This is a genomic window from Arthrobacter sp. TJ-236 (assembly GCF_058269235.1).
The window spans coordinates 458,922-482,106 of record NZ_JBZCNI010000002.1 but is presented as its reverse complement, the minus strand read 5'-3'; the positions used below and the strand labels follow the sequence as shown (position 1 = coordinate 482,106).

Genomic DNA, 23,185 nt, shown 5'->3' with positions numbered 1-23,185 from the left:
CCAGCTGAAAACAGGTGTCTGAATCCCACCCTAGGAAGAGTGTGAGACGGCAGCACGAGTGGCGGCTACGGAATCATCAGTACTCTTACGTGTTTCTTTCACGTACGCAGAAGGGCCACTACTCGTTTTACCACCGCAAAATACCTAGCGAGGGGTAGTGGGCGCAGGACACGGTCAGGCGTTGCCGTCGAACAGGCTGGTCACCGATCCGTCGTCGAACACCTCCCGGATGGCCCGGGCGATCAGGGGGGCGATCGAGAGCACAGTGAGCTGCGGGAAGCGCTTCTCGGACGGGATGGGCAGCGTGTTGGTCACGACGACCTCCCGTGCACCGGATTCCGCGAGCCGACGGGATGCCGGGTCCGAGAACACCGCGTGCGTCGCGGCGATGATGACGTCCTTCGCGCCGGCGTTCTTCAGCACGGCCACAGCTCCTGAGATGGTTCCGCCGGTGTCGATCATGTCATCGATGAGTACGCAGGTACGGCCCTGGACCTGCCCCACCACCTGCTTGGACACCGCCTGGTTGGGGACCGTGAGGTCCCGGCTCTTGTGCACGAACGCCAGGGGCGCACCGCCGAGACGCTCGGCCCACTGCTCCGCCACGCGCACCCGCCCCGTGTCCGGGGAGACGACGGTGACGTTGTCGGCGTCGACCCTCGTGCGGATGTAGTCCGCCAGCAGCGGGATGGCCATGAGGTGATCCACCGGGCCGTCGAAGAAGCCCTGGATCTGCGAGGTGTGCAGATCCACGGACATGAGGCGGTTGGCACCGGCGGTCTTGTAGAGGTCCGCGACGAGACGGGCGGAGATGGGCTCGCGGCCGCGACCCTTCTTGTCCTGGCGCGCGTACGGATAGAACGGCGAGACCACGGTGATGCGCTTGGCCGACGCCCGCTTGAGGGAATCCACCATGATCAACTGCTCCATGAGCCAGTTGTTCAGCGGCGCGGGGTGCGCCTGGATGACGAAGACGTCCGTGCCGCGGACACTCTCCCCCGACCGGACGTAGATCTCCCCGTTCGCGAAGTCGTAGGCCGAGACCGGCAGGAGCTCGGTGCCAAGCCAGGACGCGATCTCCTCCGCCAGTTCGGGATGGGCGCGCCCGGAGGCGAGGACCAGTTTCTTCTCGCCGCGTGCCGTGATCTCGCTCATGAGTGACTGCTTTCGTCGAAGTGCTGTTCTTCTGCTGAGGGGGTGGGCCGCGCTGCTGCCGCCGCGTCCGCCGACGCCGTCCCGGGACGCTTGGTCTCGGTCCAGCCGTCCACGTTCCGCTGCGGTGCCACGCTGATCCCGAGTGCGCCGGCCGGCAGGTCCTTGCGGATCACGGCGCCGGCGCCGGTGTAGGCGCCGTCGCCCACGGTGACGGGAGCCACGAACACCGTGTTGGAGCTGGTCCGCACATGCGAGCCGATCACCGTGCGGTGCTTCGCGACGCCGTCGTAGTTGGCCGTGATGTTGCCGCAGCCGATGTTCGTGTACTCGCCGATCTCGGCGTCACCCGCGTAGCCCAGGTGGGAGAGCTTCGAGCCGCGCCCCACCGTCACGTTCTTGGTCTCGAAGAACGCGCCGATCTTGCCCTCCTCGCCGAGGACCGTGCCGGGCCGGAGGTAGGCGAAGGGGCCCACGCTCGCACCGGCGCCGATGCGGGAGCCGCTGGCGTGCGTGCGGACCACGTGCGCGCACTCGCCCACGACGACGTCGGTGAGCGTGGTGTCCGGGCCCACCACGGCGTCGCGCTCGATACGCACATCGCCGTGGAGCTGCGTGCCCGGCAGGAGGGTGACGTCCTCCGCGAGTTCGACGGTCACGTCGATGCGCGTGGACGATGCGTCGACGACCGTGACGCCGGCCCGCATCCAGCGCTCGACGATGCGCCGGTTCAGTTCGTCGCCGAGCTGCGCCAGCTGTACGCGATCGTTGACGCCCTCGACCTGCCAGCGGTCCGCCACGGCGAGCCCGGCCACGCGACCGCCGTCCGCCCGTGCGATGCCGAGGACGTCCGTGAGATAGAGCTCGCCCTGCGCGTTGCCGGCGTCGATACGCCCGAGGGCACTGCGCAGCACCGCGGCGTCGAAGGCGTAGATCCCGGAGTTGACCTCACGGACGGCGCGCTGGGATTCGTCGGCGTCCTTGTGCTCCACGATGCCGAGCACCGAGGTGTCCTCCGCGCGCAGGATGCGGCCGTAACCGGTGGGGTCCTCGAGGATCGCGGTGAGCACCGTGACCGCGTTGCCCTCCGCGCGGTGTGCGTCCACGAGGCCCTGCAGCGTCGCGGTCGTGAGCAGCGGGACGTCACCGTACGTGACGACGACGGTCCCCTCGAGTACGCCGTCCGCGGGGGCCGCGGCGTCGAGCGCCTCGACGGCCACCTGCACGGCGCGGCCCGTTCCCGGGATCTCGTCCTGGTCGACGAGCAGTACGTCGGGTGCGAGGGCCGTCAGATGGCCGGCCACGAGCTCACGCTCGTGACGGACGACGACGGCGAGGTCGCGCGGCGCCAGCCCCCGGGCCGCGTGCACGGCGTGACCGAGCATGGACCGCCCGGCGAGCGTGTGGAGGACCTTGGGCGTGCGTGACTTCATGCGGGTCCCGGCTCCGGCCGCGAGGACGATGACCGCCGCGACCTCCGAGTGCTGGGACGGCGCTGCGTGCGGGCTCGTCATCGCTGGATCGTCGGTCTGCGGGCTCACGAGACGGGCACTCCTCCTGGGATTGGGGCTGGTGCGGCGTGGACACCGTTCCGCCCATAGGATTCGAACCTATACTCCACAGCTCCAAAGGCTGGGGTGCTGCCATTACACCAGGGCGGACCACGCGCGGCGTCCCTGACGGGAGCACCCGCGCACGGTGTACAAGTTTGCCATGAGCACCGGGGATCGGCGACCGGCCAGGGCGGCCGCCACGGGCTGGGCCGGGTGCACTCCGAGGACCAAAGGAAATGCAAGCATTCGCACAGGTTGCGGAGTTTCTTGCAAGGACGGCGCTCCCGTGGCAGGCAGGTGACCGAGCACGGGTTAGCGTCGCTGCACTGACCCGCGCAGCGCGGGTAGGTCTCACGAGAGAAGAACCCGCATGCACCCCTCCTCCATGTTGCGCAGCGCCCTTTCGCGCACCGCAGCGGGCACCGTGGCCGCCGTGATAGCGGTCTCCACCCTCGCCGTACCCGCTCTGGCGGACGTCCCGACGGTCCTGGCCGACGGCGCGGCGCTGGCCGGCAGCGCCCAGCCCGACGGCGTCTTCACGGCCTCGATCGCCGCACCGGCCGGCTCCACCGTGAAGTTCAAGCTCGACGGCGAGTACCTCGGACAGGACGGATCCGCACCGTACTCCTGGCCCGTGTCCACGAGCGCCGGCTCCCATACACTGAACGCTCGGTGGGAGACACCGGCCGGTCGTCAGGAGGCCACCGTGACGTTCACCGTAGGCCGGACCGGAACCCAGCCCGTCGTCGTGCCGGCGCCTGCTCCCGCTCCCGCTCCGGCTCCCGCTCCCGCACCGGCTCCCGCTCCCGCTCCTGCTCCGGCCCCTGCTCCCCTGCCGGGCCCCTCCGGCGTCGTGAAGGTCTCGACGGCCGCGGGCCTCCGCAGCGCCCTCGCCGCCGCGCGTCCGGGACAGGTGATCGAACTCGCCGACGGCCGCTACGTCGGAGCGTTCTCGGCGTCCGCCTCCGGCACTCCGACCGCGCCGATCACCCTGCGGGGGTCGCGGAAGGCCGTGCTCTCGACGGGCTCGACGTCGTCGGGCTACGGCCTCCACATCACCGGCTCGAACTGGCGCATCACGGGCTTCTCCGTCGCGTCCTCCGCCAAGGGGATCGTGCTCGACGGCTCGAGGAACACCGTGATCTCCTCCGTGGACGTGGGGATGATCGGCGCGGAAGCGGTCCACTTCCGCGCGGGCAGCAGCGACGGCGCCATCCTCGACTCCCTCATCCACGACACCGGGCTCACCCAGCCCGAGTACGGCGAAGGCATCTACCTCGGTAGCGCCAAGAGCAACTGGGCGGGCGGCCTCCCGGACCGTTCGGACCGCATCACCGTCCGGGGGAACCGGATCGTCAACACATCGGCCGAGGGCATCGACATGAAGGAGGGGACGACGGGCGGCACGGTCACGAGCAACGTGTTCTCCGCCTCCGGCACCTCGGGCGCCAACTACGCGGACTCGTGGGTGGATGTGAAGGGCAACGGGTACCGCATCGAGGGCAACTCGGGCTCCGGCACGAAGCTCGACGCCTTCCAGGTGCACTCGGTGCTGGCGGGCTGGGGTACCGGCAACGTCTTCACGGGTAATACGGTGCAGGGCGGTGTTCCCGGGTACGAGGTGTGGGTGCAGTCGGCATCGCTCGGTACGGTCATCGCCTGTAAGGCGAGTGGGGCCACGAAGGGCCTCAGCAACATCGCCTGCCGCTGAACAGCTCCGGGGTCCACGGCCCTGCAGCACGAGGAACGGGCCGGACGGGTCTCCCCGTCCAGCCCGTTCTGTTGTGTTCCGGTGGACCTTCGAACGCCACGGCCTTCGCCTGGCGCAGGTCCTCGAACGCGCCGCTACACCACGAGCGTCGGCGTCTCGTCACGGACGTCGGACGCGAGTGCCACGGTCGAGGCGTGGGCCGGGCGCCCGAGTGCGCGGTACTGCCACCCCTTGGCGACGTAGTCGTCGGCGTTGAGCGCGTGCCGGCCGTCCAGGATGCGGCGGTGCGAGACGAGCGCACCGAGCAGATCGGGGTCGGCGTTCCTGAACTCCGACCACTCGGTGAGGAGCGCCACGACGTCGGCGTGGTGCACGGCCTCCGCCATGGTCTCGACGTAGTTGAGGTCGGGGTAGAGGCGGTGGGCGTTCGCGTTGGCCTCGGGGTCGTACACCGTGACGATGGCCCCCTCGAGATAGAGGAGGCGGGCGACGTCGAGCGCCGGAGCATCGCGGATGTCGTCGGAATTGGGTTTGAACGCCGCACCGAGGGCGGCCACGCGCACGCCCGCCAGGCTCCCGCCGGCCAATTCGCGGATCAGGTCCACGGTCCGGACGCGACGCCGGTTGTTGATGGAGTCCACCTCGCCGAGGAAGCTGACGGCCTGCCCCACCCCGAGTTCCTCGGCCCGGTGCTTGAACGCGCGGATGTCCTTGGGCAGGCACCCGCCGCCGAATCCGAGACCGGGCTTCAGGAAGCGTCCGCCGATCCGGTCGTCGTGGCTCAGCGCCTTCGCGAGGTGGTTCACGTCCGCGCCTGTGGCCTCGCAGACCTCGGCCATGGCGTTGATGAAGGAGATCTTCGTGGCGAGGAACGAGTTCGCGGCCACCTTGACGAGCTCGGAGGTGGCGAGGTCCGCCACGATCACGGGTGTGTCGAGGTCGAGGATGGGCGCAAAGACCCGGCGCAGCTGCTCCTCGGCCCACGCCGAGCCGACCCCGAAGACGAGCCGGTCGGGGAAGAGGGTGTCCTGGACGGCGAAACCCTCCCGGAGGAATTCGGGGTTCCACGCGAGTTCGAGCTCCGCGCCGAGTGGCGAGAGCGACTGCACGAGCTCGGTGATACGGGCCGCCGTGCCGATGGGCACGGTGGATTTGCCGACGAGCAGGGCCTTGCGGTCGATGCGCGTGGCGAGGGCCGTGAAGGCGGCGTCCACGTACGTCAGGTCCGCCGCGGCGGAGTCGGCAGCCTGCGGGGTGCCGACGCACACGAAGTGCACGTCACCGAAGGCGGCGGCCTCGTCGAAGTCGGTGGTGAACCGCAGACGCCCGGAGGCGAGGGCCTCGGTGAGCTTCTCGGGCAGCCCCGGCTCGAAGAAGGGCACGCGGCCCGTGGACAGGAGGTCGATCTTGCGCTGGTCCACGTCGACGCCGAGGACGTCGAAGCCCATGATCGCCATGCAGACCGCATGGGTTGCACCCAGGTAGCCGGTACCGATGACGGTGACGCGGGGCGGGGCGACTTGGTTCTGGTTCTGGTTCTGGTCGGCAGTGCTCATCGTGTGTCCTCATTTCGGGTAGGGAATAGCTCGGAATGTGGTGCGGGTGGTGGAAGAAGGGTGCGGGACAGCGCGGAGGGTGGTCCGGACGGGGATCTGGTGGTGGGGGTGTGAGGGCGGGTCAGCCGGAGGTGCAGGGTTCGTTGGACAGGCCCTCGCCGGCGGCGGTGGCCGTATTGCTGCAGTCGACGACGTTGTCGCGCACCGGTTTCAGCGAGTAGCCGAGCCCCGGTCCGTTGACGTCCGCCACGTTGTCGCGGAAGACGTTCTCGGTGCCCCAGCCGTCCACGATCTCGTGTGTCTGGAAGCCGTCGAGCGGCGAGTTGGCCCCGGTGTTCCCTGTGATGACCCAGCCGCGCCCCTTCACGTCCACCCAGGAATCGGCCTCGACGAGCCCGGAGCCGTCGAAGCTGTTGGCCCGGAGGATGCCGTCGGAGGTGCCTTCCTTGATGTCGACGTTCTCCGAGGTGGTGCCGGAGATGGTGTTCCCGGCGATCTCGTTGCGGTCGCTGCGGTCCGGCTCGCAGTTGCTGATGTCGCACCAGTTGCTCTCGGCCGTGCCGATGTAGATGCCCTCGCCGAACTTCGCCCTCCGCAGCCCGGTGTCGCTGATGGTGTTCCCGATGACGCGGTTGTCGGTGCTGAACGTCCGCAGGTGGATCGCCTCGTCACCGATGGTGGTGACGGTGAGACCCTGGATCACGGTGTTCGTGGTCCGGTCCACCATGACGCCCTTCTGACCGTTGCGGACGGTGAACCCCTGGAGCACCCAGTAGGACGAGTCCTCGAGATGGAACACGTAGCCGTCATCGGTGGTGCCGCCGTCGAGGATGGTCCCGGCGTCACCGCACAGCGTGATCGGCTGATCCGCCGTGCCGTCCGCGGTGGCGGTGAAATTGCCCGTGTAGGTACCTGCCGCGAGTCCGATGACGTCCCCGGGCGCGGCCGCGTCGAGCGCGTTCTCGAGGTCCGTGGCGTCGTCGACCCGCACGGTCGGCTCGGGGCACTCGACGGGTGTGGCCGCGGGTGCGGGGGCCGGTGCGGGCGCGGGGTCCGCCGTCGGCGTGGGCTGCGCGTCCCGCTCCTGGCCAGCGGATCCCCTGCCGCCGGTGGTGTCGAGTCCGACCACCACGACGACGGCGGCCACGGCGAGCGCGACGACGGCGAGAACGAGTGCGAGGAGCTTGCCGCGGCGGTTCATCGTGCCTGCCTGACGTCGTCGATCGTGATGATCCCGCGGCTCAGCGCGGTGAGTGGTACCCGCTCCTCGTAGGGGTTGCGGATGGTGCGGACGCGCAGGTGGCGTTTGCGGGTCACGGCCGTGACGAGCAGGAGCATCCCGAGCACCAGCCACACGAACGTCAGCGGCTGGAACACGGAGTTCATCACGCTGTGCACGGTGGGCGCGGGGTGCCACTCCAGGAGTTCGTTCTCCTCGACGAGTGCACCCGTCGAGGTCTCGTCCCAGATGGCCACGGTGCCGTACCCGCCGACGTCGTTGCCCGTGACCTCGGTCTCCGGCACGTTCCCGAGCAGCGACACCCCATGGCCGGAGATGGAGTGCATGCTGTTCCCCGTGACGTTCGCGGTGGCGTCGCGGACGTAGATCCCGGTGTGACTGCCGGAGATGGTGTTCCGCCTGATGTCCGCCTGCGCCCCGGGTTCGCGCACGGCGACCCCCTGGAGGCGCTGGTCGCTGATCTCGTTGTCGATGATGCCCACCTTCTCCGCGCCGTAGTTGACCACGACACCCACCTCGTTCCGCGAGAGCGTGTTGCCCGTGATGCGGAGGTTCTCCCCGCCGCTGACCTCGACGCCGTACCGGCCGTTGTCGGCCATCGTGCTGCCCACCACGCGGTTGGAGCCGTAGGTGACGACGGCCGTTCCCACCGCGTTCGGTCCGTCGGCGAGCGGCTGCCCGTCGAGGGAGATGCCGTTGCGGCCGTTACCGCTGGCCGTCACGTCGTCGAGTTCCACGCGCGTGCTCGATCGCCCCACGGTGATGCCGTCCACCGCGTTGTCGGAGGACGTCGTCGTCGTGATCGTCGCATTCGTCACCGAGCGGTGAAGCACCAGTCCGTCCACGAGGCTCCCGCTGATCGTGGTGTCGCGGATGGCGATGTCGCGGGCGTTCGTGACGAACAGGCCGAACGCGTTGTCCTTCACCGTCAGGCCGTCGATGCCCGCGGTGACCACGCTGTAGTCGAGTTCGGTCTGGTCGGCGAGTGATGTGAGGTCCTCCTCGGGCAGCAGCCGGGCGCCGGCGGGGGCCACCGCGCCCGCCGAGGCGTCCGCCGCGTCCCGGAACGTCCCGGCGGTGTCGGTCCCCGTGAGGGCGAGGCCGCCGGTGTTGCCGCTCCAGAATCCCAGGGAGGAGACGGTGGTGTGCGCGAAGGAGGCGTGCCCGCCGATCACGCGGACGTAGGCCCTGCCGTCGGAGGTGTCCGTATCGGCGCCCGAACCGTCCCAGCTGGTGATCTCGAGGTCCGAGGTGGGCGTCCCGGCGGTCGAGAGCGATCCGCCGAGTGCCACGATGGACACGAAGGCGTCCTCGTTGCTCTGCATCCGCAGCGTGGTGCCCTCCTCCCCCGCCAGGGACAGGGTGGCGCCTGGCAGCACCACGATGTTCTCGGTCAGCATGAACGTCGAGGACGCGAGGGGCTTGAACGTGTCCGGCGCGAGGCCCAGCAGGTCCGCCGTCGTGTAGGGGTCGGTCCTGGCCGGCAGCACGAGCGTGGTCGTGGCGCCGGTCCGCAGGCGGTACGGACCCTCGAGTCCGTCCACCCGCCACCGTGCCGCGGAGGCGATGGTCCGGACGTAGACGAGACGCTCCTCCTCGCTCTGCACGATGCGCGCCTCGCTGCGGGGGTCACCGGGGTAGAGCTCGCCCTGGACGTTGCCGTTGGCGGCGATCTCGTTCCGCCCGAAGGCATCCACCTCGGAATCCCGCCAGAGGTTGCCGACGGTCACGAAGGCCGCACCCGCGAGCACGATGAGGAGGACGGCGACGAGACCGAGGAGGAGCGGCTTGCGACCGGTCATGCGACGGCCTCCCGGGCGTCCTGTGCGGAGCCCTCGAGCACGTGGTCGGCGGTTTCGGAGGTCGTCTCGAGACTGACGGCGTCCTGACCGTCCCCGCCGATCTGGTTCGCATGCCGCGTGAGCCAGCCCTGCTTGTTCATGGTGGTGAACGCGTACAGCTTGATCGGCAGGGCGACCAGGATCACGGCGAAGGCGAGGACGGGGAGGATGAGGATGTCCTTCGGGTGGCGGCGGAGGTGTGAGATCCCGCGGATGCCGCGGCCCAGCAGCAGCCAGCTGAGCGCTGCAGCGACGCCGAGCACCGTGAAGTCCAGCCGGTTGAAGAGCAGGTAGAACATGGTCAGGCCCATGGTCACCGGCGTCAGCAGGATCTGCAGCACCGTCACCTTGGTGATGAACGGCACGCGCCACAGCCACCCGGTGCCGATCGCCGTCAGATAGCAGCGGTAGGAGTTGCGGCTCCAGCGGACCCGCTGCTTCACGAAGGCCCGGAAGCTGGCGGGGAACATCGACAGCGCACGTGCCGTGGACTGGTGGACGGTCTTGTAGCCGGAGGCGAGCACGAGCCAGGTCAGCCGCCCGTCGTCCCCCGAGATGCAGCGCTTACCCAGGAAGTACTCGTTCTCCAGGTGCTCGAGGACGGGGAGGACGGCGGCCCGCCGGTACACCGCGGTACGGCCGGAAACACACGGGACGGCGCCGGCCGCGCCCATGGCGGGGACGTAGTCGAGGTACCGCAGGTTCACGAGCCAGTCGGCCACGCGGCGCCACACGCTGGTGTCGCGCTTGTAGACGCTCTGGTGGGTACCGACGGCGCCCACGAGCGGGTCGGCGAAGGGCATCTGCACGTTCTGCAGCAGGTCCGGCTGCCACCAGGTGTCGGAATCGGTGAGGACCAGGATCTCGTACCGGGCGAGGCGGATCCCGGCCCCGAGGGCGGACCGCTTGCCCACGTGGTGGAACAGGACGGGGCGGATGGTCGGGTCCTGCAGCGCTTCGATGCGCCCATAGGCGTCGAGGTCCTCGACGTCGAGGACGATGATGATCTCGTCCGGGCGCTGCGCCCGCCAGGACTCGAGCGCGCTCATCAGGATGTCGGGGTCCTCGTGGAAGGAGGGCACCACCACGGACGTGCTGGCCCGGTGGTTGGTCACGATCGGCTTCGCCCGGTGGGAGAGGATGAAGCGGTAGAGCCACAGGGCCCAGACGATCGCGCCGGCGACAGCGACCGGGAAGTAGGGCGTCACCTCGGCCCAGAAGGCGCTGATGTCGGTGCGGTCGAACCCGGCGAACCGGGCGATGACGTGGTCCTTCAGGAGCTGGAACGCCACGTCGAGGGCGGTTGCGGGTTCGGTGATGAGCGCGTTCGGATGCATCGGGGTCCTTGAACGAGGGGACGGCTGTCGGGGCGCACGACGGCGGGCGACGGAACCGACGTGTCCAGCAGGAGTACCTGCGAACCGGACGTCGGCCCGTGGGCCTGAGAGATGATCAGGCCCCTTCGCACCGACAGTAGAAGGCGTCGCGAGGGGAGCCACTACGTGAAAAAACCGCTGATCTACTCGGGCCTACTTGCCTGCTGCCGCGCGACAACGCGCTCCGCGGGCCCTTCCCGGACCGACGACGGCCGGGGCGCACCGTTGGCGGGGAGGGCTGCCGCGGCGGACCGAGCGGCCCCTCGGGAGGGGCGTCCTGCGGACGTCACCCCCGTCTGACCTGCGGCTTTCTTCCACCGGCCCGCATGTCGATCGTCTCCCGGACGACGGCGGTGGCCCATCAGCGAGCCCGCTCGCTCGCGCGACGCGGTGACCCAGGCCCCTACCCGTAGCCCCCCGCGCGCGGCGCGACGACCTCCCGAAGAGTTAACGCAGTGCGCGCCGCACGGAAACCTGATAGACACACCGCGGAGCAGCGGCGCACCGGTCTTCGACCCTGTCCAGTCCCCGATCGAACGTCCGGTCGCCCGGCGAGCGTTACTCGCCCAGGATCTCGGCCGCTTCCATCCACTGGCCCTCGAGGTCGTCGATCTCCGCCTGCAGGTCCTTCAGACGCGCGTCGAGCTCCGCGATGTGCCCGAAGTCGGCCTCGGGCTTCGCGCCGGCGTCGTTCATCTGCTGCTGCAGCTTGCCCTTCTGGGCATCCACCTTCGAGATCTGCCGCTCGATCCGCTGGAGGTCCTTCCGCGCCTGGCGGAGATCAGCCTCCGAGGAGGTCGGCGAGCCCGTCGATCCGCCACTGATCGCGGGCGATGCCGCGTTGCCCGTCGCGGTCATGGGCCCCGCGGCGCGGCGGAGGTCCAAGTACTGGTCCACCCCTCCCGGCAGGTCCCGCAGGCGGCCGTCACCGAGCAGGGCCATCTGCGTGTCCGTGACCCTCTCCAGCAGGTAGCGGTCGTGCGAGACGACCACGAGCGTGCCGGGCCAGCCGTCGAGGACGTCCTCGATGGCGGAGAGCGTGTCCGTGTCGAGGTCGTTGGTGGGCTCGTCGAGCATCAGGACGTTCGGCTCGCCCACGAGCAGACGCAGCAGCTGGAGCCTCCGGCGCTCGCCGCCCGAGAGTTCGCTCACGCGGGTCCACTGCTTCTCGTTGGTGAAGCCGAGCTGCTCCACGAGCTGGCTCGCGGAGACCTCCTTACCGCCGACCGCGAAGACGCGCTTCTCCGACTCGATGACCTCGATGACGCGCATGTCCCCGACGTCGTCCAGCTCGCGGACCTCCTGCGAGAGCACGGCCGTCTGCACGGTCTTGCCCTTCTTGACCTTGCCCGACGTCGGCGTCAGCTCACCGTTGAGCAGACGCAGCAGGGTGGTCTTGCCCGACCCGTTGACACCGACGAGCCCGAGGCGCTGCCCCGGTGCCAGACGCAGGGTGATCTTGTCGAACAGCTGCCGGTCCCGGCCCTCGCCGTCCGTGATCGCGAGGCTGACGTCCTCGAGGTCCAGCACGTCCTTGCCCAGGCGCGACATCGCCATCTTGCTGAGCGCCAGCGAGTCGCGGGGCTCCGGGACGTCCGCGATCAGCTCGTTCGCGGCCTCGATGCGGAACTTCGGCTTGGCCGTCCGGGCGGGTGCTCCACGGCGGAGCCACGCGAGCTCCTTCTTCACGAGTTGCGCCCGCTTCGACTCCATCACCGCGGCAGAGCGGTCACGCTCGGCGCGGGCGAGGACGTAGGCCGCGTACCCGCCGTCGAAGTCGTCGACGACGGCGTCGTGGACCTCCCACGTGTGGTTGCAGATCTCGTCGAGGAACCAGCGGTCGTGGGTGACCACGAGCATGCCGCCCTCGGTGGGCCGCCAGCGCTGCTGCAGGTGACGCGCGAGCCACGCGACCCCCTCGACGTCGAGGTGGTTGGTGGGCTCGTCGAGCATGATGACGTCGTCGTCCCCGATGAGGAGCTTCGCGAGCGCCACCCGGCGCTTCTGCCCACCGGAGAGCGAGGACACCCGTGCGTGCCAGTCCACCTCGGAGACGAGGCCTCCCATGACGTCGCGGATCTTGGGGTTGGACGCCCACTCGTGGTCCGCCTGGTCTCCGACGATGGCGCGGCCCACCTCGAGGTCGCCGTCGAGGACGTCCGACTGGTCGAGGTAGCCGACCGAGACGTCGCGCCGCTTCGTGACCCGGCCGGCGTCGGGCGCCGAGCGCTGGGCGAGCAGGCGCATGAGCGTGGACTTGCCGTCGCCGTTGCGGCCCACCACCCCGATGCGGTCGCCGGCCTCCAGCCCGAGGGACACGGAGTCGAGGATGGTACGGGTGACGTAGGCGACGCTGAGGCTTTCGGCGCCGAGGAGGTGTGCCAAGGAAGAGCTGCTTTCGGTTGGAGCGGTGTGTGCGGTGACCTGCGGCCCCCGCCGTCGTCCCCGCCCGGTCAGCCGGCGAGGTCGGTGGCGATGCGGGCGCCGTGCGCCGGGCCGTGGACGGAGGTCGCCTGGAGGCCCTCTCCGGTGAGCAGGGTCTCCAGTTCGGCGGCGTGACCGGAACTCTGGGTCAGGAAGGCGACGGTGGGCCCGGAACCGGAGACGATCCCGGCCAGCGCGCCTGCCGCCTTCCCCGTCTCAAGGGTATCGCCCAGCGCGGGGGCGAGTTCCAGGGCGGCCTGCTGGAGATCGTTGTGGAGCAGCGGCGCGAGTCCCAGGGCGTCGCCCGCGCGCATGGCGCCGAGGATGGCGGGGTCGATGTCCGGCTGGGGGTCCGGCTCGACGCCGTCGCGGAGCCGGATCTCGTCGAGCGTGCGGTACACCTCGGGTGTGGAGAGGCCGTAGTCGGAGGTCACGAGGACCCAGTGCAGCGGTGTCTTGGAGATGGCCGGCGAGAGCTGCTCGCCCACGCCGAGCCCCACGGCGGTGCCGCCCACGAGCGCGAAGGGCACGTCCGCGCCGAGGTCGACGGCGATCTTCGCGAGTTCGTCGCGGGAGAACCCGCTCCCCCAGAGGGCGTCGCACGCGAGCAGGGCCGCGGCGGCGTCGGCCGAGCCGCCACCCATGCCGCCGGCGATCGGGACGCGCTTGGTGATGTCGAGGTGCACGCCGGTGCGGCCGGGGCTCACCTCGCCGAGGAGCTCCGCCGCGCGCACCGCGAGGTTGGTGGCGTCCAGCGGGATGGATCGAGCGGGCAGGTTCAGCGTGCCCTGGCCGTTGACGGTGACCGTGATGGCATCCCCTGCCATCTGCGTCGCGGTGACGTCCTCGTAGAGGGACACGGCGAGGAACACGCTCGCGATCCCGTGGTACCCGTCCTCACGCGGGGGGCCGACCCTGAGCGAGACGTTGATCTTCCCGGGCGCCCGGACACGCACGGAGCGGGCACGCGAGAAGTCCGTGCGCATGTCGACTGTCCTGCCGGAGACCATACCCACCAACCTAGCCCACGGGTCAGATGTCGTCCGCGGTGTGTCCGCCCGCGTCCGGGCTCTCTGGCGCACCGCTCTGCAACGCCGCCCGGACCGTCGTCCGGGCCTCGGCGATGCGCGCGAAGGCGACGACGTCGAGCACCTCCCCGCGCGCGGTCGGGTCCACGCCCGCGGCGCGCAGAGCCTGCTCGGCGAGCACGGGACTCCCCGCCCAGCCGGCGAGCGCGGCCCGGAGGGTCTTCCGGCGCTGGGCGAACGCGGCGTCGACGACGGCGAACACCTCCTCACGCGAGGCCGTGGTCTGCGGCGGTTCCCGGCGGGTGAAGCGCACCAGTCCGGAGGCGATCTTCGGAGCCGGCCAGAACACGTTCATCCCGATCACACCGGCCTTCGCCATGCCGGAGTACCAGGCCGCCTTGACGGAGGGGACGCCGTAGGTCTTCGAGCCCGGCGGGGCCGCGAGGCGGTCCGCCACCTCGTCCTGAACCATGACGAGGCCGTGGCGCAGCGAGGGGAAACGCTCGAGCAGGTTGAGCACCACGGGGACCGCCACGTTGTAGGGGAGGTTCGCCACGAGTGCCGTGGGCGCGTGCGGCAACTCGGTCACGCGGAGGGCGTCCTCGAGAACGACGTCGAGCGCGTCCGCCTGCTCCGGACGCCACCTGGCCACCGTGTCCGGGAGCTTCGCGGCGAGCACGGGATCGATCTCCACGGCGACCACGCGCCGGGCGACGTCGAGGAGCCCGAGTGTGAGGGAGCCGAGGCCGGGGCCCACCTCGAGGACGGTCTCGTCCGGACCGAGGTGCGCGGCGGCGACGATCCGGCGGATGGTGTTGCCGTCGATCACGAAGTTCTGGCCGAGGGTCTTGGTGGGCCGGAGGTCGGCCTCCGCCGCCAGGCGCCGGATGTCCGCTGCGCCGAGGAGGGGGGCTGGAGGGGGCGAAGTCACCGTGTCATCGTAGCCGCGCGGGCAGCTCGGGTCGGCTCGGGCTGGTGTGGGAGGAGGCCGTGGAGCCGGCGACGCCTGGTGGGGACCCTGGTCTCAGGAGGGTCCCCGGCGCCGCCGGCCCACAGTACGGCAGGACCCCGGCTGGACGGGGCTGCCAGGGCACCGCGTTCCTCCGGTCTCACGGGAAGGACGGTGCCGAGTGGGGTTCCGGCCGGGCCACGAGGGCGGGCCGGAGAACACCCATGCCCACCACGCTACGAAGCCCGTCGCTGGTCGGCACGAGTGCTGTCCACGTGCCTTCCCCTCTCCGGTACTCGGTCACTGCTGAGCACTACCCGGTACCACCCGGCCCTGAGCGGTGCTCAGGCCTCCTCAGCAGTGGTCCTCGGTACTGCGCAGGGCCACGGACCTCCGCCGCGACCGCGCATCGGGGCCCCGATCACCCCCGGCACCTCAGGCCCAGGTGCCGTAGACCGCCTCGGTGTTGGCCGTCAGCCGGACGCAGAGCCGGTCGAGGTCCTCCTCGAGGACCCTCGCCATGGCCCGGACGGTGTGGGGAACGACGTAGGACGCGTTGGGCCGGCCGCGGTACGGCTCCGGCGTCAGGAACGGTGCGTCGGTCTCCGTGAGGACCAGCGCGGGGTCCGCCACGAGAAGAGCCTCGCGCAGCCCGCCGGCGTTCTTGAACGTCACCGTTCCCGCGAAGGACATGTACCAGCCGTGCTCGTTGCACGTGCGCGCCAGGTCGGCGTCGCCGGAGAAGCAGTGCAGCACCACGCGGTCCGGCGCGCCGGCGTCGAGCAGGGTGGCCACCACGTCCGCGTGGGCGTCACGGTCGTGGATCTGGAGCGCCTTCCCCAGCCGTTTCGCGATCTCGATGTGGCTGCGGAACGAGAAGAGCTGCCCGCCGCGGCCGTCCTCACCGGTCCGGAAGTAGTCCAGTCCGGTCTCGCCGAGTGCGCGGATGCGCGGCCCGGTGGCGAGCTGCTCGATCTCCGCGAGCGCCGCGTCGAGGGTGCCGGCCTCCGCGAGCAGGGGTGCGTCGTTGGGGTGCAGCGCCACTGCGCCCAGTAGCCGGGAATCCTGCTGCACCACCTCCGCGGTGAACCGCGAGGAGGCGAGATCGGTGCCCACCTGGACGGCGCCACGGACACCGGCGGCCTCCGCCGCGTCCAGCGCCTCGGAGACGGTCACGGACACGGGACCCTCGCGGAAGTCGATGTGCGTGTGGTTGTCGATCACCGGCACCGGAAGCGGCTCGGGCAGCGGCGGGTAGGCGCCCTTCCGCCGTCGTCGTGCCGCCGCACCGGCGCCGTCCGAGGGCGCTCCCTCGCCCGGCACCTCCTCGGGCTCCCGGTAGGGCTCCGGGATCTGCCCCGGGGCGTAGGGGTGGCCCGTGGTCGCTGCGCTGTCACACATGCCGCAAGCCTAGTCAGGAGGCGGAACTTATCTCCCCGGGAGCAAGTTGTCCTAGTAATCTGTTGAATCTCTCAGCCCGGCCTTCCTGCTCTCGGGAACCGGCCGCGGCCGTTCCCTGCGTGTCGGGTGCCCGGTGGGCGCGCGTCACGGCAGCCGCACGCGTGGAAGGTACCCATGGACGTCCAGCACAATGTCGCCGACGATGCTGCCGGTCTGGGAGCAGCCGAAGGCTCCCGCGCCGCCCGACCACGGACGGACCGGCCCCGCGCCGACCTCCACGAGATCAGCACCCGCATCCTCGACGCCATCACCACAGTGATCGACGGCAAACCCGAGGCGGCTCGCCTCGCGCTGACGGTGCTGCTGGCCCAGGGCCACCTCCTCCTCGAGGACGTACCGGGCGTCGGCAAGACGATGCTCGCGAAGACCCTCGCGAGGACCATCGACTGCAGCGTCAACCGCATCCAGTTCACGCCGGACCTGCTGCCCTCCGACGTCACGGGCGTCTCGATCTTCAACCAGGACTCGCGCCGTTTCGAGTTCCGTCCCGGCCCGGTGTTCGCGAACATCGTGATCGGTGACGAGATCAACCGGGCGTCGGCCAAGACGCAGTCCTCGCTGCTGGAGTGCATGGAGGAGCACCAGGTCACGGTGGACGGTCACACCCACACGCTCGGCGAACCGTTCATGGTGGTGGCCACGCAGAACCCGATCGAGATGGAGGGCACCTACCCCCTCCCCGAGGCCCAGCGTGACCGCTTCATGGCGCGCATCTCGATGGGCTACCCCGACGCCCAGGCGGAGTTCGACATGCTCGAGACCCACCAGTCGACGTCGCCCCTGGCGGCGGTCCGCCCGGTGGCCGACGTGGCCGACATCGCCGCCATGATGCGCCAGGTACGCGGCGTGTACGTCTCCCCCGCCGTGAAGGAGTACACGGTGGGCCTCGGCCGTACCACGCGCGAGCACCCGCGACTGCGCCTCGGCGCCAGCCCGCGGTCGCTCCTGCAGCTGCTCCGCGCCGCGAAGGCCGGTGCCGCCCTCGAGGGCCGCGACTTCGTGCTGCCGGACGACATCGCCGCCATGGCGCATCCCGTGCTCGCGCACCGCCTGCTGCTGGACCGCAAGGCCACGAGCGCCGGGGACACGGCGTCGTCCATCATCGCGGACGTCCTGTCACGCGTCCCCGTGGCGCGCGAGAGCCAGCGGCGCTGAGCCGCGCCCCGCGCGCGCCCCACTCCCCCTCCTAGACCCGGCGGTTCACCGATGGCCCTTCTCGACAGGCTCCCCTCGCGCTTCCTGACGGTGCGCGGCTGGGGCTTCGTCCTCACCGCCGTGGTCGCCCTCCTGACCGCGCAGGTCCTAGGGCGGCGCGACCTCCTGTACGTGGGCATCCTGCTGCTGGCCCTCCCCCTCGCGTCCGTCCTGGTCCTCAAGGTGCTCAAACCGCGTTTCACCGTCAGCAGGAGCTTCCAGCCGCAATCCATGGAGATCGGCTCCACCACCACGGTCACCCTCTCCCTCACCGCGTCGGTGGCCGGAGGCGCGAGCATCGCCATGGAGGAGCAGCTCCCCGCGCGGTTCGGCCAGGCGCCACGCTTCACCTATCCCTCGCGCAACCCCACACGGGAGGGCGTGTCCCTCTACGAGTACCGGCTGCGTTCCGCCTCCCGCGGCGTGTACGACGTCGGGCCCGTCACCGCGGAGTTCACCGATCCCTTCGGGCTCGGCAAGTCACGGCACGTGCTCGGCGAGACCGACGCCCTCGTGGTCACGCCTGCACCACTGGAACTGCTCGCCTCGCCGCTCTCGGGCGCCCGTGGAAGCGACGGCATGGCCGCCACGAGGCGCCAGGCCAACCCGAGCGACGACGACGTCATCACGCGCGAGTACCGCCACGGCGATTCCATGCGGCGCGTGCACTGGGCCGCGACGGCACGCCACTCGGAGCTCATGGTGCGCCAGGAGGAATCCGTCACCACGCCCCAGGCCGCCCTGCTGATGGACCAGCGGCACCAGAGCTACGGCTCCGGCTTCAGCGCGGCTTTCGGGGGAGACGCCGGCGGGCTCGCCACGTCGCCGACGTTCGAGTGGGCCGTCACCGCCGTCATGTCCATCAGCGCGCACCTCCTCGAACGCAACTACGCGCTCCGCCTCCTCGACCACCAGGGCGCCCCGGGACTCCTGCGCTCGCCGTCGGCACCGTTCCCGGCGGACGAGGAGCACCACGGCCAGGGTTCCGTGGCCGGGATCGCGGAAGGCCTGGCCGCGCTCGAGCTCGCACCGGACACCGGCCGCCGGGCCGCCGGCGAGGAGCAGGGCGGCAGTACCGCGGTCCGTGCCGGCGAACTGGCACGTCAGGCGGCGCGCCGCATCGGCCGCAGGTCCGACGCCGAGGCTCAGCCGGGCATGGCGCACGCAGCGTTCGGCGACCATCTGCTGGACAAGCTGGCCACCACACGCCATCGCGGCCCGTTGATCGCCGTGCTCGGTGTCATCACGGTCGAGGAGGCGCGTGCCCTCGCGTCCGCGGCGGAGTACGGCTCACCGTCGTACGCCCTGATCGTCGCCGAACGCCCGGCCGAGTGCCACCGGCAGCTCGAGCTCCTCCGCGCCGGGGGCTGGCACGCGACGGCCGCCTCCCCCGCCGCCCACCTGCCCACCGTGTGGGCAGGCCTGGAGCACGCCGTCGGACCGGAGACCTACAGCCCTGCCGAGCGCAGGAGAACCACCGCACCCGCTCCGGCGTCGCCCACGTCCTCGGACCCGTCCGTCAGCACCCGTTACCGCACCACCCCAGCCGGAGGCCAGGCATGACCGCGACCCTCTCCCGCCCTGCGCCGCCCGCGCCCGTGCCCCCCGCCGCCCAGCGGCGAGTGCTCCCGGCCGACCCGTGGCACTGGGCCGTGACCGGCGCCGTGCTCCTCGCGATCCTCGCGGCGGCGACGAGTCTCAACGGTGTGGTGGAGCCCGGGACGTGGTTCGTCCCCGTCCTCCGGACTGTCGCGCCGGTGCTGCTGGCCATGGCTCTCACCCGCACCCTCGGACTCGGTGGCGTCCTCACGGGCCTCGTGGGCGTCCTCGCGCTGATCGGCGCACTCACCGCGCAGTTCTTCCCGCTGCAGAGCATCCTCGGGGTGGTACCCGGCCCGGGCACGTCCGTCGAGCTGCAGGGCCTGCTCGCCCAGGCCGAGGAGACGGTCGTCTCGCAGGTGGCGCCCGTGCTGCCGAGCGCCGGCATCTTCCTCATCATCTGCGCGGCGCTGGGGCTCATCAGCATCGTGGTGGACCTGCTCGCCACCACCATGCGCATGCCCGCGGCCTCCGGCGTCGGACTGCTCGGGGTGATGGTCGCCCCCGCGATCGTCAAGCCGAACGGCGTGGGGATGGTGGCGTTCGTCGCGACCGTCCTCGCGTTCCTCCTGGTCCTCGCACTCGCCCAGTGGCGGGAGAACCGCCGCGCGTCCGGCGGTGCACGGGCGTCCTCCGGCTTCGCCGCACGGGGCGCGGTCATCGGAGCGGGCGCCCTCGCCGTGACCGTGCTCCTGCCCCTGCTGGTCCCCGGTTTCACCTCGGGGGCGTTCCCGCAGGGGTCCCGGCTCAACGTGTGGGGCAACGCCACCGGGCTCAACCCGGCCGTCACCCTCGGCAACGACCTCCGGAACCCCACGGGCTTCGGGCGCATCACCTACTCCACCACGTCGGACACCCCGCTGTACCTGCGGGCCGTCACGCTCGAGGACTTCACCGGCCGGCGGTGGGAGCCGGACCAGCGGCTCGACGACCGCGTGGACGACACCGACGATCTCGGCACCGAACCGGGCGCCCCGGAGACGCAACCACCCGGCCAGGACGTCATCACACGGATCACCACGCAGAGCTACGCGAGCCCGTGGCTGCTCTCGCCCTACGCACCGCAGAGCATCGGGAACCTCGCCGGGAACTGGGCGTGGGATCCGAACAACCTCTCCATCCTCGCCACCGACGGCGGGTCCACGGCGCGCCAGGAGTACGTGGTGGAGAGCAGGTCCGCCGAGCTCACGCGCGAGGGCCTCGGATCGGTCGGCCCCTCGGACGCCGAGGAGGTGCCGGCGGTGTTCAAGGAGTTGCCGGGGGACACACCGGAGATCGTCCGCACCACCACGCAGGAGGTCGCGGGTGAGTTCGTGAACCCCTACGACAAGGCGCTGGCCATCCAGAGCTACCTCAGGGGCCCGGAGTTCACCTACTCCGTGGAGGCCCCCGTGGAGGGCGGCTACGACGGCAGCGGCATGGACGTCATGGCCCGTTTCCTCGAGGCGAAGCAGGGCTACTGCGTGCACTACGCCGGCACCATGGCCGTCATGGCACGCGAGGCCGGCATCCCGAGCCGGATCGCCGTCGGGTACACCCCCGGCAGCCCCACGGGCGACGTCGACGAGGGCCCCGACGGGACGGAGCTGCGCGAGTTCGTGGTGGACTCGCGCAACGCGCACGCGTGGCCCGAACTCTGGTTCGAGGGCGTGGGCTGGGTCCAGTTCGAACCCACGCCGTCACGCGGCGTCGTGCCGACCTACGCCCAGCAGGCGTTCTCGCCCGTGGGTCCGCGCGCCGACGACACCGACGCTCTCAACCCGAACGCGGCACCGAACGCCGGCGTACCCTCCGGCGCCGCCACCGTCCCCTCGGACGAGGCGCAGGACGGCGGCAGCACCGGCCCGCAGGACGAGCCGCGGCCCCTCCAGGGCGTGCTCGGCGTGGCAGGTCTCGCGCTACTGGCGCTGCTGCCCATGATCCTGCGGTCCGCGCGGACACGGTCCCGGCGGAATGCGGTCGTCGCGGCGGACGTATCGGGCGGGATCCCTGGCACTCATGGCTCCCAAGGGAACCGCGGCGCGGCGACGGCGGCCTGGGCCGAGACCACCGAGCTCGCGGGCGACTACGGGTACCCGCTCGAACCGACGGACACACCGCGGACCTTCGCCGGACGGCTCGCGCGGACCGCACAGCTCGCGTCCGCACCCGCCGGCTCGCTGTCCCGCCTGCGCTCCGCCTACGAGTACGAGGAGTACGCGGACCACGATGCGGCAGCGGGTGCGCTGGCGGACCACCCGGCGGCGGCCTCGGCATCTTCGACGGTTCCGGTACCGGTGACCGTGACGGACGGCGGCCGGAACGGGGCCGCGACCGTCACGGCGGCCCCGACCCGCGCGGCTGTCGAAGCCCCGCGCTGGGAGGACGTCGACGCCGTCACCCGGGCGCTGCGCAGCCGGAGCAGTCTCGGGACGCGCCTGAGGGCGAGGCTGTTCCCGCAGTCGCTCTTCAACCGCTTCAGGGGTCGCTCGCCGCGCTGACCGTCACGCGGACCGTTCGCGCTGGACCGTGCGCGCTCGCCCGCGTCCGCTCGCCGGGCCGGCTCGACCGTGCGTGCTGGACCGTGCGTGCTGGACCGTGCGCTAGGACGCGTAGGGGTCCGCGATACCCACGTACTGGGTGACGAGGTACTCTTCGATGCCCTCGGCGCCGCCCTCGCGCCCGAGGCCCGACTGCTTCACGCCGCCGAACGGCGCGGCGGCGTTCGACACCACGCCGGCGTTGAGCCCGAGCATGCCCGTGTCGAGCCGCTCGCTGATGCGCAGGCCCCGGTTCAGGTCGCGGGTGAAGACGTAGGCCACGAGCCCGTACTCGGTGTCGTTGGCGAGCTCCACGGCCTCGTCCTCGGTGGCGAACATGATGATGGGCGCCACCGGGCCGAAGATCTCCTCCCGCATGATCCGCGAGGACCGCCGGACGTCCTTGAGCACCGTCGCTTCATAGAAATAGCCGTCGCCCGGCACGGGGGAACCACCCGTCACGGTCTGCGCGCCGTCGCCGACCGCCGCGGTCACGAGCTCGTGCACCTTGTCACGGCTCCTGCCATCGATGAGCGGACCGAGCGTGGAGCGCTCCTCGGTACCGCGCGCCGTCGTCATCGCGCCCATGCGCTCCGCGAGCGCCGCGGCGAAGCGGTCTGCCACGGACTCGTGGACGATGAACCGGTTGGCGGCCGTGCAGGCCTCGCCCATGTTGCGGAGCTTCGCGAGCATGGCCCCGTTCACGGCGGCGTCGAGATCGGCGTCCTCGAACACGAGGAACGGCGCGTTGCCGCCCAGCTCCATCGACGTCCGGAGCACGTTCTTCGAGGCCGCCGCGAGGAGATTGCGGCCCACGGGCGTGGAGCCCGTGAAGGAGAGTTTGCGGAGCCGGGAGTCCTCGATGAGCGGGCCGGTGACGTCCCCCGCGGTGGTGGTGTTGACGATGTTGAGAACGCCCGCGGGCAACCCCGCCTCCTCGAGCACGGTGGCGAAGAGCGACGACGTCAGGGGCGTCAGGTTGGCGGGCTTGAGCACCATGGTGCAACCCGCGGCGATCGCGGGGGCGATCTTCCGGGTGGCCATCGCGAGAGGGAAGTTCCACGGAGTGATGAGCAGGCAGGGCCCCACCGGCTTCTTCTGCACCAGGAGGCGTGACTTCCCGTCCGGGGACATCGAGTAGCGGCCGGACATGCGCACCGACTCCTCGGAGAACCAGCGCAGGAACTCGGCCCCGTAGGTGACCTCCCCACGGGCCTCCGCGAGCGGTTTGCCCATCTCGAGCGTCATCAGGAGCGCGAACTCGTCAGCACGGGCGGTCACGAGGTCGAAGGCCCGGCGGAGAATCTCCCCGCGGTCACGCGGCGCGGTGCGCGCCCACGCGGCCTGCGCGGCAACAGCGGCATCGAGCGCGGCCATGCCGTCCTCGGGCGTCGCGTCGGCCAACGTGAGGAGGGTACGGCCCGTCGCCGGGTCCTCGACGTCGAAGGTGGCCCCCGAGGAGGAGTCCCGCCACGTCCCGCCGATGAACAGGCCCGTAGGCACTTTCCCCAGTACTGCCGTTTCCTGGTCGGCGGTGACAGCCATCCTGAACTCCTTCGCGTGAGATGCCGGGCGGGCTCCC

The 23,185-nt window shown here is 70.9% G+C and carries 15 protein-coding genes and 1 tRNA gene; 4 read left to right on the top strand and 12 right to left on the bottom strand.

Annotation, left to right across the window (positions count from 1 at the left end; all coding sequences use genetic code 11):
- Positions 1-174: 174 nt before the first annotated feature.
- The 3 genes from AC4D16_RS10960 to AC4D16_RS10950 form a co-directional block, all read right to left on the bottom strand.
- Positions 175-1,155 (bottom strand): ribose-phosphate diphosphokinase, encoded by a 981-nt coding sequence (locus AC4D16_RS10960; RefSeq protein WP_490950207.1) that lies wholly within the window; start codon positions 1,153-1,155, stop codon positions 175-177.
- Complete coding sequence (gene glmU / locus AC4D16_RS10955; RefSeq protein WP_490955192.1) at positions 1,152-2,666, bottom strand: bifunctional UDP-N-acetylglucosamine diphosphorylase/glucosamine-1-phosphate N-acetyltransferase GlmU; 1,515 nt, start codon at positions 2,664-2,666, stop codon at positions 1,152-1,154. The genes AC4D16_RS10960 and glmU overlap by 4 nt, the downstream gene beginning before the upstream one ends.
- Before the next feature lie 75 nt (positions 2,667-2,741).
- Positions 2,742-2,813: transfer RNA gene (locus tag AC4D16_RS10950), tRNA-Gln, on the bottom strand.
- Positions 2,814-3,075: 262 nt separating this feature from the next.
- On the opposite strand from AC4D16_RS10950, the gene AC4D16_RS10945 reads away from it, so the two are divergent.
- On the top strand, positions 3,076-4,416 hold the full coding sequence (locus AC4D16_RS10945) for a right-handed parallel beta-helix repeat-containing protein (protein WP_490955010.1): 1,341 nt from the start codon (positions 3,076-3,078) through the stop codon (positions 4,414-4,416).
- Between the two features lie 134 nt (positions 4,417-4,550).
- Here AC4D16_RS10945 and AC4D16_RS10940 read toward each other — a convergent pair whose 3' ends face one another.
- The 8 genes from AC4D16_RS10940 to AC4D16_RS10905 all read right to left on the bottom strand — a co-directional run bounded on the left by AC4D16_RS10940 (position 4,551) and on the right by AC4D16_RS10905 (position 16,231).
- Positions 4,551-5,972, bottom strand: a complete 1,422-nt coding sequence (locus AC4D16_RS10940) for a UDP-glucose dehydrogenase family protein (RefSeq protein ID WP_490950209.1) — start codon at positions 5,970-5,972, stop codon at positions 4,551-4,553.
- A 121-nt stretch (positions 5,973-6,093) separates the two neighbouring features.
- Entirely contained in the window at positions 6,094-7,173 is a 1,080-nt protein-coding gene (locus AC4D16_RS10935) for a right-handed parallel beta-helix repeat-containing protein (RefSeq protein ID WP_490955009.1), read from the bottom strand.
- Entirely contained in the window at positions 7,170-9,014 is a 1,845-nt protein-coding gene (locus AC4D16_RS10930; protein WP_490955008.1) for a right-handed parallel beta-helix repeat-containing protein, read from the bottom strand. Before AC4D16_RS10930 ends, AC4D16_RS10935 begins: the two co-directional genes overlap by 4 nt.
- Positions 9,011-10,390, bottom strand: a complete 1,380-nt coding sequence (locus AC4D16_RS10925) for a glycosyltransferase (RefSeq protein WP_490950212.1) — start codon at positions 10,388-10,390, stop codon at positions 9,011-9,013. The genes AC4D16_RS10930 and AC4D16_RS10925 overlap by 4 nt, the downstream gene beginning before the upstream one ends.
- A gap of 597 nt (positions 10,391-10,987) precedes the next feature.
- A complete protein-coding gene (locus AC4D16_RS10920) occupies positions 10,988-12,814 on the bottom strand; it encodes an ATP-binding cassette domain-containing protein (protein ID WP_490955007.1) in 1,827 nt (608 codons plus the stop codon).
- 68 nt (positions 12,815-12,882) lie between these two features.
- A complete protein-coding gene (locus AC4D16_RS10915; protein WP_490950214.1) occupies positions 12,883-13,839 on the bottom strand; it encodes a 4-(cytidine 5'-diphospho)-2-C-methyl-D-erythritol kinase in 957 nt (318 codons plus the stop codon).
- Positions 13,840-13,885: 46 nt separating this feature from the next.
- Positions 13,886-14,812 carry a 16S rRNA (adenine(1518)-N(6)/adenine(1519)-N(6))-dimethyltransferase RsmA gene (gene rsmA / locus AC4D16_RS10910; RefSeq protein WP_490955006.1) on the bottom strand — a complete coding sequence of 309 codons (927 nt, stop codon included), beginning with the start codon at positions 14,810-14,812 and terminating at the stop codon, positions 13,886-13,888.
- 453 nt (positions 14,813-15,265) lie between these two features.
- Complete coding sequence (locus AC4D16_RS10905; RefSeq protein WP_490955005.1) at positions 15,266-16,231, bottom strand: TatD family hydrolase; 966 nt, start codon at positions 16,229-16,231, stop codon at positions 15,266-15,268.
- 174 nt (positions 16,232-16,405) lie between these two features.
- On the opposite strand from AC4D16_RS10905, the gene AC4D16_RS10900 reads away from it, so the two are divergent.
- From AC4D16_RS10900 to AC4D16_RS10890, 3 genes are read left to right on the top strand one after another with little or no spacing between them, the layout of a single operon-like run.
- Positions 16,406-17,446, top strand: a complete 1,041-nt coding sequence (locus AC4D16_RS10900) for an AAA family ATPase (RefSeq protein WP_490955004.1) — start codon at positions 16,406-16,408, stop codon at positions 17,444-17,446.
- 51 nt (positions 17,447-17,497) lie between these two features.
- Positions 17,498-19,048 carry a DUF58 domain-containing protein gene (locus AC4D16_RS10895; RefSeq protein WP_490955003.1) on the top strand — a complete coding sequence of 517 codons (1,551 nt, stop codon included), beginning with the start codon at positions 17,498-17,500 and terminating at the stop codon, positions 19,046-19,048.
- Positions 19,045-21,564 carry a transglutaminase TgpA family protein gene (locus tag AC4D16_RS10890; protein ID WP_490955002.1) on the top strand — a complete coding sequence of 840 codons (2,520 nt, stop codon included), beginning with the start codon at positions 19,045-19,047 and terminating at the stop codon, positions 21,562-21,564. The genes AC4D16_RS10895 and AC4D16_RS10890 overlap by 4 nt, the downstream gene beginning before the upstream one ends.
- Before the next feature lie 102 nt (positions 21,565-21,666).
- Here AC4D16_RS10890 and AC4D16_RS10885 read toward each other — a convergent pair whose 3' ends face one another.
- Positions 21,667-23,148, bottom strand: a complete 1,482-nt coding sequence (locus AC4D16_RS10885; RefSeq protein WP_490955001.1) for an NAD-dependent succinate-semialdehyde dehydrogenase — start codon at positions 23,146-23,148, stop codon at positions 21,667-21,669.
- Between the last annotated feature and the right edge of the window lie 37 nt (positions 23,149-23,185).